The following is a 13,289-nucleotide window of genomic DNA, read 5'->3' as shown; positions in this document are numbered from 1 at the left end:
GCGGCCCGGATGTCGAACGCCGCCTGCCGATGGGATCAAACCCGGATCGTTCAATCCTTGGAGTGGGCCTTGATGTAATCGACGGCCTGCTGCACGGTGGTGATCTTCTCGGCTTCCTCGTCGGGAATCTCGGTTTCGAACTCTTCCTCGAGGGCCATCACCAGCTCCACCGTGTCCAGCGAATCTGCGCCCAGATCGTCCACGAACGAAGCATTCGTCGTGACTTCATCCTCTTTCACGCCCAGCTGCTCGATGACGATTTTCTTGACGCGCTCTTCGATGGTGCTCATGTTGCCCATACCTCTCAAGGAGTAGTTGTTTGTCTGTGCCGGCACTGTGCCAGCAAAAGGCTGGCGCATTGTAATGGCTAAGCAGTGATGCCGCCATCGCCGGCCGGTGAACCCACAGCACAGGCCTCGATGGCCGGCGCGAAGGGGTAATTGTCGCCTAAAAACGGCCTGCTGGCGACAACTGGCGTGAAAGTCCTCACGCCATGTACATGCCGCCGTTGACGTGCAGCGTCTCGCCGGTGATGTAGGCCGCTGCCGGCGAGGCGAGAAAACCCACCGCCTTGGCGATGTCGTCGGCCTCGCCGAGACGGCCCAGCGCGATCTGTCCGAGCAGGGCTTCCTTCTGCGCTTCGGGCAGGGCGCGGGTCATGTCGGTGTCGATGAAACCGGGCGCCACCACGTTGACCGTGATGCCGCGCGTACCGATTTCGCGTGCCAGCGATTTGGAGAATGCGATGATGCCGGCCTTGGCCGCCGCGTAGTTCGCCTGGCCCGGATTGCCGGTGAGGCCGATGACCGAGGCGATGGAAATGATGCGGCCCTTGCGCGCCTTCATCATGCCGCGCATCACCGCCTTGGAGGTGCGGTAGACCGAGGTGAGGTTGGTGTCGAGGATGGCCTGCCAGTCGTCGTCCTTCATCCGCATCAGCAACTGGTCGCGGGTGATGCCGGCGTTGTTGACCAGAATCGACACCGCGCTGAACTCCTTGCCGATGGCATCGACCAGCGCTTCCACCGCGGCACCGTCGGTGACGTCCAGCTTGCGGCCGTGGCCGCCGTTGGCCGCCAGGCGTTCGCCGATCGCCGCGGCGCCCGCGTCGCTGGTGGCGGTGCCGACAACGGTGGCGCCCATCGCCGCCAGCTCGTCGGCGATCGCCGCGCCAATGCCGCGGCTGGCGCCGGTAACCAGGGCGATCTCGCCTTGCAGGGACTTGCTCATCGTGTGGAATCCTCAGCTTCGATAACGGAAATCGTGTGCGCCGAACGACGCGTCGGGAGCGCGTTCAAACCCATTCGGCGCGGGCCGCGTCCAGCTCGGCGGGCGTGCCGATGGCGCGAGCCTCCAATGTCTTGTCGATGCGCCGGATCAGGCCGGCCAGCACCTTGCCGGGGCCGCATTCGGCGATGCGCGTGGCGCCACCGGCGGCCAGTGCCTGCACGCATCCGGTCCAGCGCACGGGCAGGTACAGCTGGCGCTGCAGGGCACCGCGGATGTCCTCGATGGTGTCGTAGCGGCGCGCCTCGGCGTTCTGGACCACCGGGATCGACGGCAGCTGCCACGCGATCGACGCCATGCGTTCGCCCAGCCGGTCCGCCGCCTCGCGCATCAACGCACAGTGCGAGGGCACCGACACGGCCAGCTTGATGGTCTTTTTCACGCCCAGCTCGGCCAGTTTCGCCAGGGCACGATCGACTGCTTCCGCATGACCGGCAATCACCAGCTGCCCGGGCGAATTGAAGTTGGCCGGCGCCACCACCTGCCCTTGCGCCACCTCCTCGCATACGGCGGCGATCTGCGCGTCGTCGCCACCGAGGATGGCCGCCATCGCGCCCACGCCGGCCGGGACGGCCGCCTGCATCAGTCGGCCGCGCTCGGCCACCAGCGCCGCCGCGTCGTGCAGCGACAGCGCGCCAGCGCACACCAGCGCGCTGTATTCGCCCAGGCTGTGGCCGGCGAGCTGCGCCGGCTGCGCGCCGCCCAGCGCCTGCCACACCCGCCACACGGCCACGCTGGCGGCCAGCAGCGCCGGCTGGGTGTTCTCGGTGCTGTTGAGCTGATCTTCGGGGCCTTGCGCGCTCAGTTTCCACAGATCGATCGCCGCACCCTGCGAGGCTTCGTCGAACGTCGCGCGCACTTGCGGATGCGCCTCGGCGAGGTCGGCCAGCATGCCCACCGACTGCGAGCCCTGACCGGGAAATACGAAAGCGAGCGAAGGGGAAATCGAACTCATGATGCGCGAACCGTCGATGGAAAAACGGCATGGTGCCATGCCGGGCTGTCCGTGCGCAGCGGTATCGGATCACCACGCCCGACATGACGATGCCGCCTCAACGGCGGCATCGATTCAGACGAACGCGCTCAGCGAACGTGCCGGCATCAGTAGCGCAGCAGCGCCGACGCCCAGGTGAAGCCGCCGCCAAACGCTTCCAGCAGCAGGTTCTGGCCACGCTGCACCTTGCCCGAGCGCACGGCGTAATCGAGCGCCAGCGGCACCGAGCCGGACGAGGTGTTGGCGTGCTTGTCGACCGTCACGACGACCCGGTCCATCGACATGTTCAGCCGCTTGGCGGTGGCTTCGATGATGCGCAGGTTGGCCTGGTGCGGAATCAGCCAGTCGATCTGCGACTCCACCATGCCGGCGGCCTCCAGCGTCTCGCCGACCAGGGCGTCGAGCGTCTTCACCGCCACCTTGAACACCTCGCGGCCAGCCATGCTGATGCGCACGCCGTGGTTGGGCTCGTCCTTGAAGCCGGCCGACACGCCCACCGGGTTGTACAGCAACTCCTTGAAGCCACCGTCGGCATGCAGGCAGGTGGCGTGGATGCCCGGCTCGCTGGACGCCTCCAGCACCACGGCGCCGGCGCCGTCACCGAACAGCACGCAGGTCTGGCGGTCGCTCCAGTCGACCATGCGCGTCAGCGTTTCCGCGCCGATCACCAGGACCTTTTTCGACTGTCCGCTCTTGATGAACTTGTCGGCCACGCCCAGGGCATAGACGAAGCCCGAGCAGGCCGCGTTGACGTCGAACGCGGCGCAGCCGTTCGCGCCCAGCCGATGCTGCACCAGGCAGGCGGTGGAGGGAAAGATGATGTCCGGCGTGGTGGTGCCCAGCACGATCAGGTCCAGCTCGGACGCCTTGACGCCCGCCGCGTCCAGGGCGTTCTGCGCGGCCCGGAACGCGAGATCGCCGGTGGTCTCGCCGTCGGCGGCAATGTGGCGCTGGCGGATGCCGGTGCGGGTGTGGATCCATTCGTCACTGGTGTCGACGATCTTTTCCAGGTCGACGTTGGTGACCACGCGCTCCGGCAGGGCGCTGCCGGTGGCGATGATGCGGGAATATATCTGCGGCATTCGGCTATCCATCCCATGATGCAAAGGGTGGGCGACTGGGTGGTGACAGGACACTGCCACGTTACGTTTCAGCCGCCGGGAACGCAAAACGGCGCGTCACCGCGCCGTTTGCTGAAGTCGTGGCACCGGAACCCCAGCCCCGGAACACGCGGTCAATCTTCGACCGACACCGCACCCTTGGTTTCGATGACCTTCTTGCCGCGATAGTAGCCGTCCTTGGTGACGTGGTGGCGCAGGTGCACCTCGCCGCTGGTCGGATCGGTGGACAGCTGCACGGTCTTCAACGCATCGTGCGCACGACGCATGCCGCGGGTGGACGGGGTACGGCGGCTCTTGGCAACTGCCATGGTAGTTCTCCAGCTAAAGCAATGATCTGCTAGGTATGTTCTGAATCGGCGTGGACCGGATCGACATGATCCGGCCCGATGGTTATTTCTTCAGTTCGCGCAGCACCGCGAACGGATTTCCGGCATGCCCTTCGCCATCGGCATCCTCGCCGGCGTCGTGGCCTGTCACTTCGTCGGGCAGGCTGCTGTCCGGGTTGACCGGGACCAGCGGCAGCGCCAACAACAATTCGTCCTCTATCACGTCCGCCGGATTCAGCCGCCCGTCCTCTGGCACCAGCAGCGCCTCGTAATCCGGCGGCAATCCGGCCTCGTCGCGCTCATGCCTGATCAGGCCCAGGCGCGTATCCACGGCCACCGGCAGCACGAAGGGTTCGAGCGTACGCTGGCAAGTCAGGGTAAGCCGCGCCTGTGCCTGCACAGCGACGTAGTCCGTACCGAGGCCGTCGCGCCCGAAATCCAGTTCGAATTGCACCAGCCCGTCGGTGCCGGCCAACGCCTCGCGCAGGCGCGACAGGGTCGCAATGGGGAGTGTCCCTTCGAACGAACGCCGCGCCGAAACCATGCGCCAAGCGTCCAGGGACTCTGGCAGTGTCACGGACATAGTCGCGGAATGGTAGGTTTGAACCTGGCTGAAGTCAACCGGCGCGGCGCCACGGTCAGGACCGAACCGGCCATCCGCCCATTTTGCCTGATCCGCCCGCGATACGGCAGACTGGGGCCTTTCGACCCCGTGTCGCCTGGATGCGCACCTTGAATGTCTACCTGACGCTCGGCGCCGCCACGCTGCTGGCGCTTCTCGTTGCCGCGACAGGCTGGCTGCTGCTGCGCCGTCCGGGCCGCGCCGACAGCCTCACCAGCCTGCTCGACCTGGCCGATCGGCTGGAGAACGATCTCAAGACCTGCCGCAGCGGCTTGCAACAGGCCTACGCGGTGATGTCGATCAACCCCGACCTGCCGGCCGCGGGCGAGGAGGACGCGCAACACGCGATCGACGCCGGCCTGCGCGCCCTGCTGCAGCAAAGGCTGTGGATCCGCGACCGCCTGCCGCACGCCAAGGCGCATGAAGTCGACGAGGCCCGCAATTCATTGCTGAGCGCGCGCGCACGCCTGCGCCCCTTGCTGAAGGCGCTGAGCCAGGCCCAGACGGACTTGGACAGCGCCATGCGCGACCACATCCGCCGCGATCCCGACGCATGACGGGCTACGCCACCCGGCTGGTGCTGGCCTCCACCTCGCGCTACCGCGCGCAGCTGCTGCGCCGGCTGGGCGTGGATTTCGAAGCCTGCGCACCGGGCACCGACGAGAAGCCGCTGGCCGGCGAAAGCCCACCGACACGGGCGCTGCGGCTGGCCATCGCCAAGGCCGAGGCCGCCGCCGGTACGTGGCGCGACGCCGTGGTGATCGGATCGGACCAGGTGGCCGAGCTCGACGGAACGCTGCTGGACAAGCCCGGCACGGCGGCACGTGCGTGCGGGCAACTGCTGGCCAGCTCGGGCCGCACGGTGGATTTCCACACCGCCGTCTGCGTGTTCGATACCCGCAACGGCAGCCAGCATGTCCATGTCGACCACACCCGCGTGCGCTTCCGCCGGTTGCGTGAGGAGGAAATCGCCCGCTACGTCGAGCGCGAGCAACCGCTCGATTGCGCGGGCAGCTTCAAGTGCGAAGGCCTGGGCATCACCTTGTTCGAGGGCATCGACAACAGCGACCCCAGCGCGCTGATCGGCCTGCCGCTGATCGCCGTGGCGCGGCTGTTGCGCGATTGCGGCATCGCGTTGCCCTGACGCAGGCGGCAAACTGCGGCACGGTCGCTGGACGGTTCCGGCTTGGCATGGGTAAGGTCACCACACCCTTGCCGCATCGACCGCCCATGCCCGCCACCACGCCGCTTCGTGATCCCTCCCTGCAACAGCGGCTGGATGCCGCGATCGCCCAGGTCAACCAGGTGCTGCTGGGCAAGGCGCGGCAGGTGAAGCTGGCGTTTGCCTGCCTGATCGCGGGCGGCCACCTGCTGCTGGAGGACGTGCCCGGCGTGGGCAAGACCACGCTCGCCCATGCGCTGGCAGCGACGTTTGCGCTGGAGTTCCAGCGGGTGCAGTTCACCAGCGACCTGCTGCCTTCGGACATCATCGGGGTCAGCGTGTACGAGCGCGAAACCGGCCAGTTCCGCTTTCACCCGGGCCCCATCTTCACCGGCTTGCTGCTGGCGGACGAGATCAACCGCGCCAGCCCCAAGACGCAAAGCGCGCTGCTCGAGGCGATGGCCGAGGACCAGGTCACCGTCGACGGCCAGACCCATGCGCTGGCGCAGCCGTTTTTCGTGGTGGCCACGCAAAACCCGCTGGATATCAACGGCACCTTTCCGCTGCCCGATTCGCAACTGGACCGCTTCATGCTGCGGCTGTCGCTGGATTACCCCGACGCGGCCGCCGAGCGCGCCCTGCTGACCGGCAGCGATCGACGCGACCTGCTGGCGCAACTGGCGCCGCAACTCGATGGCGCGGCCCTGGCCGCGTTGCACCAGCAGGCGCAGTCGATCACCGCCAGCGCCGCCCTGCTCGACTATCTGCAGGCCCTGCTCACGGCCAGCCGGCGCCATCCGGACATTCGCGCCGGGCTGTCGCCACGCGCGGGACTGGCGTTGCTTGCGGCGGCACGGGCATGGGCGTTGCTGAGTGGCCGGACCCATGTGCTGCCCGAGGATGTGCAAGCCTTGTTCGTCCCCCTGGCGGCGCACCGGCTGCTGCCCGTGCGCGGCGCCAACGGCGAAACGCTGGCGCGGCAGTTGCTGGCCGAGGTCGCGGTGGGTTGATGGCTTCGCTGCTGCAGCGCGCGCAACAACTGGCCGAGCGGCGGCTGCCGTCCCTCACCCGCTACCGCCGGGCCGAAAAGCTGCCGATCGAGTTGCACCGGCGGCGCATCTACATCGTGCCGACCGGTTTCGGCCTGGGCTTTTCGGTGTTGCTGCTGGTGATGCTGGTGGGCGCGCTCAACTACGCCAACAACGCCGCCCTACTGCTGACCTGCCTGCTGGGCGCGGCCAGCGCCGCCAGCATGCTGGTGGCGTTCCGCGATCTGGACGGACTGCGGCTGGGCCATATCCGTGCCGGCCACGCCGTGGCGGGGCAACCGGTCGAACTCACGCTCGCCTTCGATTCGTCACGCATGCGCCAGGCAATTCGGGTGGAACTGGGCCGGAGTGCCGCCGCCTTCGCGATCGAGGCCGGCGCGGTCGTGCACCTGAAAGTGATGATGCCCACGACGCGGCGCGGCTGGCAGCCGCTGGCGCGGCTGAGGGTCTGGAGCAGTTGGCCGCTGGGCCTGTTTCGCGCGTGGAGCTGGCTGCATCCGGAGCAGGCCGTGCTGGTTTGGCCGCGCCCGGAAGCAGCCGGTCCGCCGCCGGATGCGCCGGCCGAGGATGCGCGGCACATGCGCCTGCTGCAGGGTGACGAGCTGGCCGCACTGCGCGAGTACCGCGTGGGCGACCCGCAACGCCACGTCGCCTGGAAAGCCAGCGCGCGCCACCACGATTTGCTGGTGAAGGATTTCGAGCGGGCGCAGAACCGCCCGCAATGGCAGCTGGACTGGCGTCGACTCGACGGCCTCGACGACGAATCGCGCATTGCCCGACTGGCCCGCTGGGTCAACGAAGCCCACGCGCAGCAGCGCCATTTCAGCCTGTGGCTGCCCGGCAACATCATCCCCGACGGCAGCGGCCCGGAGCATTACGCCCACTGCATGAACGCGCTGGCGCAACTGCCATGAAACGCGCGCCGCGCCTGAAAGGCAGCATCGACCAACCCATCGACAATCATGCGTTCGACCTATTGAGCGGCACGCTCGCCGTGGTGCTGGCACTGCACGCACCGCACCTGCCGTGGTGGCTGGGCGCGGCGCTGGCATCGATCCTCGGCTGGCGCTGGTGGCAGCGGCGGCGGCTGGCCGGGCGGGTGCCGGCCTGGTTGAAGTTGCCGATGCTGGCATTGCTGACCCTGGTCGTGATCGCGTGGTACGGCAGCATCTTCGGCCGCGAACCGGGCACCGCGCTGGCGGTGGGCCTGCTGGTGCTGAAGTTGCTGGAAAGCGAAACCGAGCGCGATGCGCGGGTGGGCGTCAGCTTCGCCTGCTTTGCGCTGATGGTCGCCTTGCTGTTCGACCAGGGCCTGATCGCCACGCTCGTGGTCGCGCTGGGCCTGCTGCCCGCGCTGGCCACCTTGCGCGCACTGCAACCGGCGCGCCTGCCTGCCACCGTGCGCCGCACGGTGCTGTCCAACCTGGGGTTGCTGTGCGCCGCGCTGCCGCTGGCGCTGCTGGCGTTCCTGCTGGTGCCGCGCCTGAGCACGCCGTTGTGGGGCGCGCCGTCGCCGCGGCAGGCGACCACCGGCCTCAGCGACAGCATGACGCCCGGCAATTTCACCGAGCTGCTTACCGATGACCACCCAGCGATGCGGGTCAGTTTCGACGGCCCACCACCGGCCGCCGGCCTGCGCTATTTTCGCGCCTACGTGATGGGGTACTACGACGGCCGCGGCTGGCACCGCAGGCCGCCCGATCCGCGGCGGGGGATTGCTGCGATCGAGGCCAGCGCAACGGTCAGCTACCGGATCTCGCTGCAGCCCACCCGCCAACGGGTATTGCCGACCTTGGACGTACCCCTGCAGGCGCCGGCCCAGGCGCAACTGCAACCCGATCGCGAAGTGCTGGCGGACAAGGCCGTGACCGAGCCGATCAGCTACGCCGCCACCTCGGCTTCGCGATACCGGTTGCAGGCGGTGCTCGATCCATCATCGCGACAGCGCGGCCTGCAGCTTCCGGCGGGCTTCAATCCGCGCACTCACGCTCTGGCAACACAATGGCGCCAGCGCTTCGGCTTCGACGATGCGGCGATCGTGCGGGCAGCGCTGGCGCTGTTCCACGATGGCGGTTTTCGCTACACGCTGGCGCCCGCGCCGCTGGGCCGCGATTCCATCGACGATTTCCTGTTCTCCACGCACGAGGGCTTCTGCGAGCACTACGCGTCGTCTTTCACGGTGCTGATGCGCGCGGCCGGCATTCCCGCGCGGGTGGTCACCGGCTACCAGGGCGGCTACTGGAACAAGCTGGCCGACTACCTGCTGGTGCGCAACTCCGACGCACATGCGTGGAGCGAAGTGTGGCTGGCCGGGCGCGGCTGGGTTCGCGTCGATCCCACCGCGGCGGTGCGGCCCGAGCGCGTGACCCTGGGCGCGGCCGCGGCGGCGGGCGATCAACGTGACTGGTACCGCAACGACTGGCTGCAGGAGGTGCGCAACCGCTGGGACGTTGTCAACCGATGGTGGGATCAGGCCGTTGTGGGTTTCGATGCCTTGCGCCAGCGAGGCTTGCTGACGCCTTTCGGCATACGCGACACCGATACCGGGATGCTCGGCCTGCTGCTGGCGATCGGCAGCGTATTGTTTGTCGCCCTCGGGCTGGGCTGGGCGCTGTGGCGGCGCGAAGCGCGCGATCCGCTGCGGGTGGCCATGCACCGGCTCGAACGCAAGCTGGCGCGTGGCGGCATCACGCGGCGGTCAAGCGAAGGGCCGCAGCATTACCTTCGCCGCGCCGCGCGAGCTTTTCCCGCGCAGCGCCGCGAGCTGGAAACACTGATGAATCTGTACCTTTCATTGCGTTACGCCCAGGACCATCCCACGACCGACGCCGTGCGCGCGTTTTCGGTTGCCGTACGGGAATTCCGCCCCGTCGGCGTGGTCAAATGAGCATCGAAATGATCGCGCACGCCATCGCCCCTGCCGGAGAAACCCTCATGTCCCCGTATCGTCCGCTAGCCCTCGTCGCGGCCATTGCCCTGCTGGGCGGCTGCGCCACCATTCCGCAACCACTGCAAGGCACCTACGCCAGCGTCAGCACCTCGGCTGCCCAGCAGGGCGGCGCGGGCGGCACGCACGTGCGCTGGGGCGGCGAGATCATCAAGACCGAGCCGGGGCCGCAGCAGACCTGCTTCTACCTGCTGGCCCGCCCGCTCGACGACCAGGCGCGGCCCAAGGCCGGCGTGGAAGGTGAAAACGAGGGCCGCTTCGTCGCCTGCCGCAACGGCTTCTACGACCCGGAGGTGTTCACCCGCGGCCGCGAGCTGACGGTGACCGGCACCCTGCACGGCATCGTGTCGCAGAAGGTCGGCGAGTTCGATTACGCCTACCCGCGGGTGGAGGCCGACGTGGTCTACCTGTGGCCGAAACGGGTCGCGCCGCGGCCCTACTACGGACCGGGTTTCTACGACCCGTTCTGGGGCCCGGGTTTCGGCCGGTACTACGGCCCGGGCTACGGTTGGGGCTATCCGTACTGGAACCAGCCGCGGGTGATCATCGTGCGGCCGCCGCACCAGCATGCGCGACCGCCGCAAGGCAAGTAACCGTCCAGAAAAACGCCGGCTCGAAGCCGGCGTTTTTCTGTCATGGCGCGCAGCAAGGGCTCAGCCCGGCGGCCACGTCAAGCGGCGACCGGCCAGCAAATGCACGTGCAGATGGAAGACCGTCTGGCCGCCATCCTCGTTGCAATTGATCACCGTTCGATAACCCTGCGCGGCCACCCCTTCCTGGCGCGCGTAGTCGGCGCAGGCCAGCAGCAGCTTGCCCAGCAGCGCGGCGTCGTCCGGGCCGGCATCGTCCAGCGTGGCCAGCGGCCGCTTCGGGATGAACAGCACGTGGATCGGCGCCTGCGGATTCACGTCCTTGAAGCCCAGCACGTCGTCGTCCTCGTAAACGATGTCGGCGGGGATCTCGCGGCGGATGATCTTGCTGAAAATCGTGTCGCTCATGGGCTTCCCCTCAATCACTCGATTGTCTGCCGACGGCCAAACGCATGCGCGAGGGTACCGCGGTCGACGAATTCCAGTTCACCGCCCAGCGGCACGCCATGCGCCAGCCGGGTCGGACGAATACCACCGGCATGGGCCAGTTGCGCCAGGTAATGCGCCGTCGCCTCGCCCTCGACGGTGGGATTGGTGGCGATGATCATCTCCTCGATTTCACCCTCGCCCAGGCGCTCGGTGAGCTGGCCCAGGCCCAGCTCCTGCGGGCCGAGGCCATCGAGCGGCGACAGCCGCCCCATCAGCACGAAATACTGGCCGCGATAGCCGGTGGCCTGTTCGATCGCCGCCACGTCCACCGGCGACTCCACCACGCACAACACCTGCCGGTCGCGACTGCTGTTGGCGCACAACGCGCACAGCGGCTCCTCGCTGAAATTGCGGCAGCGGCTGCAATGCCCGATCTTGCGCATCGCCTCTTCCAGCGCGCCCGCCAGCTTCAAACCGCGCTCACGATCACGCTCCAGCAGATGAAACGCCATCCGCTGCGCGCTCTTGCCCCCCACACCGGGCAGGCAGCGCAGTGCTTCGATCAGGTCGGCGAGGAGAGGTGAGCCGGATGACATGGATATTCGAGAAGTGAGTGAAGAGGAGTGAGAAGTGAGAAAGAAGCGGAGAGCGAAGGGCGAGTGCCTCTCGCTTCTCGCTCCTCTCCACTCACTCCTGCTTTAAAACGGCATCTTGAAACCAGGCGGCAGGCTCATGCCCGCCGTGACGCCGCCGAGCCGGTCCTTGCTGGCCTGGGCCACCTTGTTCACCGCGTCGTTGATGGCGGCGGCGACGAGGTCCTCGGCCATTTCGGGATCGTCGGCGAAGGTTTGCCGGTCGATCTGCACGCGCCGCACCTCGTGCGCACCGGTCATCACCACGCTGACCAGGCCGCCACCGGCGCTGCCGGTGACTTCCAGCTTGGCCAATTCTTCCTGCGCACGCTTCATGTCTTCCTGCATGCGCTGGGCCTGCTGCATCAGCTGGCCGATCTGTCCTCTCATGGCACTACTCCGCTCTTCAGTCAGGATCGACTGTCAACAATGGGCTTGATCGATTGCGGCACCACCCTGGCGCCGAAATCGCGTTTCAATGCTTGCACCAGGGGGTCGCCCTCGATCGCCTGCTCGGCCGCCGACTGCGCCACGTCGCGCGCCTGCGCGGCCCGCGCTGCCGGCGTCTCCACCGCCGCTCCCGCAGTGCTGGTGACGAAGCGCAAACGGATGGATTCCCCCAATGCCTGGCCGATGCGCTCCGCCATCTGGCTGACCATCGGCTCGACCGCCAGATGCATGTGCACCGGCTGCAATGCCAGCACCAGGGTCTGGCCGTCACGCTCGCGCAAGGCCGCATTCTGCGCCAGCAGGCCCAGCGGACCGCGCAAGCCCGCCTGCGCAATCAAGGCCTCCCATGAGGGCAGGCCGTTGGCATCGCGCGGCACGGGCGCGGGCTGCGGCGGCGCCATCGGGGCCGGTACCGCTTCGCTGCGCGCCGGTGACGGCGCCGGGGTCGCGCTGGCGGCCTGTTGAGGCGGCGCCATCCGTGCCGGCGCGGGCCGGGGCGCTGGCGCGGCGGCCGGGGCATGGCCGCTCGACTGTTGCGTGCCCGTGGGCGAAGCATCGCCCGGCCGGAACGCCAGCATGCGCAACAACGCCATCTCGAAGCCGGTGCGCGCGTCCGGCGCCAGCGCCAGATCGCGCCGGCCCGAGGTGGCAATCTGGTAGTAAAGCTGCACGTCCTCCGGCGCCATGCGTTCGGCGAGCGCCGGCAATGCCTGGTCGTCGTCGCTGCCCTCTTCCGCCCGGTAGCCGGGAATCAGCTGGATCAGTTGCACGCGATGCAGCACGCTGGCCAGGTCGTCCAGCACGCTGCCGAAATCCGGCGAATACGAGGCGATCTGCGTGGCCTCGGCCAGCAGGCGCTCGCCATCGCCCGCGGCCAGTGCGTCGAGCACGCCCAGTACCTGACCGCGCGCCACGCTGCCCAGCATGGTGCGTACGTCGTCGCCACGAAGCGCGCCACCGCCATAGGCGATCGCCTGGTCGAGCAGCGACAAACCATCGCGCAACGAGCCGTCGGCGGCGCGCGCCAGCTCACCGATGGCACCTTCCTCGTACGCCAGGTTCTCGGCGCCCAGGATGTGCCGCATCTGGCCGGATATCTGGTCGGGCAGCAGGCGCTTGAGGTTGAACTTCAGGCAGCGCGACAGCACGGTGACCGGCAGCTTCTGCGGGTCGGTGGTGGCGAGCAGGAACTTCACGTGCGGCGGCGGCTCCTCCAGCGTCTTCAGCAGCGCATTGAACGCGCTCTTGGACAGCATGTGAACCTCGTCCACCAGGTACACCTTGAAGCGGCCGCGCGAGGGTGCGTACTGCGCGTTCTCGATCAGTTCGCGCACATCGTCGACGCCGGTGTTGCTGGCGGCATCGATCTCCAGCAGGTCCACGAACCGCCCTTCATCCACCGCCGTGCACACCGAGCACTCGCCGCACGGATCGGCCGATTGGCCGCGCTCGCAGTTCAGCGATTTGGCGAAGATGCGCGCGATCGTGGTCTTGCCCACGCCACGCGTGCCGGTGAACAGGTAGGCGTGGTGCATGCGTCCGGTATCGAGCGCATTGGTGAGTGCGCGCACCACGTGTTCCTGCCCCACCAGCTCGGAAAATTTACGGGGGCGCCACTTGCGTGCGAGTACCTGATAGGACATGGCAACCAACGTTGGGGCAAAGGTCGATTGTGCCAAG

The 13,289-nt window shown here is 67.9% G+C and carries 16 protein-coding genes; 6 read left to right on the top strand and 10 right to left on the bottom strand.

Translation table 11 applies throughout. The features are described from left to right. Window positions 1-50: 50 nt before the first annotated feature. The 6 genes from acpP to ABD017_RS01965 form a co-directional block, all read right to left on the bottom strand. The gene (acpP, locus tag ABD017_RS01990) at window positions 51-290 is read right to left on the bottom strand and encodes an acyl carrier protein (protein ID WP_007081788.1); all 240 of its coding nucleotides are present in this window, start codon (window positions 288-290) and stop codon (window positions 51-53) included. A 196-nt stretch (window positions 291-486) separates the two neighbouring features. Further along, window positions 487-1,230 (bottom strand): 3-oxoacyl-ACP reductase FabG, encoded by a 744-nt coding sequence (gene fabG, locus ABD017_RS01985; RefSeq protein ID WP_343879617.1) that lies wholly within the window; start codon window positions 1,228-1,230, stop codon window positions 487-489. Between the two features lie 64 nt (window positions 1,231-1,294). Beyond that, window positions 1,295-2,242, bottom strand: a complete 948-nt coding sequence (fabD, locus tag ABD017_RS01980; protein WP_343879615.1) for an ACP S-malonyltransferase — start codon at window positions 2,240-2,242, stop codon at window positions 1,295-1,297. Between the two features lie 146 nt (window positions 2,243-2,388). Continuing rightward, entirely contained in the window at window positions 2,389-3,363 is a 975-nt protein-coding gene (locus ABD017_RS01975; RefSeq protein ID WP_343879614.1) for a beta-ketoacyl-ACP synthase III, read from the bottom strand. A gap of 152 nt (window positions 3,364-3,515) precedes the next feature. Next, the gene (gene rpmF / locus ABD017_RS01970) at window positions 3,516-3,710 is read right to left on the bottom strand and encodes a 50S ribosomal protein L32 (protein WP_149365336.1); all 195 of its coding nucleotides are present in this window, start codon (window positions 3,708-3,710) and stop codon (window positions 3,516-3,518) included. Window positions 3,711-3,792: 82 nt separating this feature from the next. Further along, on the bottom strand, window positions 3,793-4,272 hold the full coding sequence (locus tag ABD017_RS01965; protein ID WP_343879613.1) for a YceD family protein: 480 nt from the start codon (window positions 4,270-4,272) through the stop codon (window positions 3,793-3,795). Between the two features lie 188 nt (window positions 4,273-4,460). On the opposite strand from ABD017_RS01965, the gene ABD017_RS01960 reads away from it, so the two are divergent. From ABD017_RS01960 to ABD017_RS01935, 6 genes are all read left to right on the top strand, one after another. Beyond that, entirely contained in the window at window positions 4,461-4,907 is a 447-nt protein-coding gene (locus ABD017_RS01960; RefSeq protein WP_343879611.1) for a hypothetical protein, read from the top strand. After that, window positions 4,904-5,494, top strand: a complete 591-nt coding sequence (locus ABD017_RS01955) for a Maf family protein (protein ID WP_343879609.1) — start codon at window positions 4,904-4,906, stop codon at window positions 5,492-5,494. Before ABD017_RS01960 ends, ABD017_RS01955 begins: the two co-directional genes overlap by 4 nt. Before the next feature lie 86 nt (window positions 5,495-5,580). Continuing rightward, window positions 5,581-6,522, top strand: coding sequence for an AAA family ATPase (locus tag ABD017_RS01950; protein WP_343880630.1), 942 nt, complete (start codon window positions 5,581-5,583; stop codon window positions 6,520-6,522). Further along, entirely contained in the window at window positions 6,522-7,475 is a 954-nt protein-coding gene (locus ABD017_RS01945) for a DUF58 domain-containing protein (protein WP_343879607.1), read from the top strand. Before ABD017_RS01950 ends, ABD017_RS01945 begins: the two co-directional genes overlap by 1 nt. Beyond that, window positions 7,472-9,448, top strand: a complete 1,977-nt coding sequence (locus ABD017_RS01940; protein WP_343879605.1) for a transglutaminase TgpA family protein — start codon at window positions 7,472-7,474, stop codon at window positions 9,446-9,448. Before ABD017_RS01945 ends, ABD017_RS01940 begins: the two co-directional genes overlap by 4 nt. Window positions 9,449-9,495: 47 nt before the next feature. Beyond that, window positions 9,496-10,101: a Slp family lipoprotein gene (locus tag ABD017_RS01935; RefSeq protein WP_343879603.1), complete on the top strand. Its 606-nt coding sequence runs from the start codon at window positions 9,496-9,498 to the stop codon at window positions 10,099-10,101. Window positions 10,102-10,161: 60 nt separating this feature from the next. Here ABD017_RS01935 and ABD017_RS01930 read toward each other — a convergent pair whose 3' ends face one another. From ABD017_RS01930 to dnaX, 4 genes are all read right to left on the bottom strand, one after another. Further along, the gene (locus ABD017_RS01930) at window positions 10,162-10,506 is read right to left on the bottom strand and encodes a histidine triad nucleotide-binding protein (protein WP_343879601.1); all 345 of its coding nucleotides are present in this window, start codon (window positions 10,504-10,506) and stop codon (window positions 10,162-10,164) included. Window positions 10,507-10,520: 14 nt separating this feature from the next. After that, entirely contained in the window at window positions 10,521-11,123 is a 603-nt protein-coding gene (gene recR / locus ABD017_RS01925) for a recombination mediator RecR (protein WP_343879599.1), read from the bottom strand. 102 nt (window positions 11,124-11,225) lie between these two features. Further along, complete coding sequence (locus tag ABD017_RS01920) at window positions 11,226-11,549, bottom strand: YbaB/EbfC family nucleoid-associated protein (protein WP_343879597.1); 324 nt, start codon at window positions 11,547-11,549, stop codon at window positions 11,226-11,228. A 20-nt stretch (window positions 11,550-11,569) separates the two neighbouring features. After that, window positions 11,570-13,252: a DNA polymerase III subunit gamma/tau gene (gene dnaX, locus ABD017_RS01915; RefSeq protein WP_343879595.1), complete on the bottom strand. Its 1,683-nt coding sequence runs from the start codon at window positions 13,250-13,252 to the stop codon at window positions 11,570-11,572. Window positions 13,253-13,289: the final 37 nt, after the last annotated feature.

This window comes from Rhodanobacter caeni (assembly GCF_039523575.1).
In the GTDB taxonomy this organism is placed as follows: domain Bacteria; phylum Pseudomonadota; class Gammaproteobacteria; order Xanthomonadales; family Rhodanobacteraceae; genus Rhodanobacter; species Rhodanobacter caeni.
The sequence above is the reverse complement of the archived record's forward strand: the minus strand, read 5'-3'. Positions and strand labels throughout refer to the sequence as shown.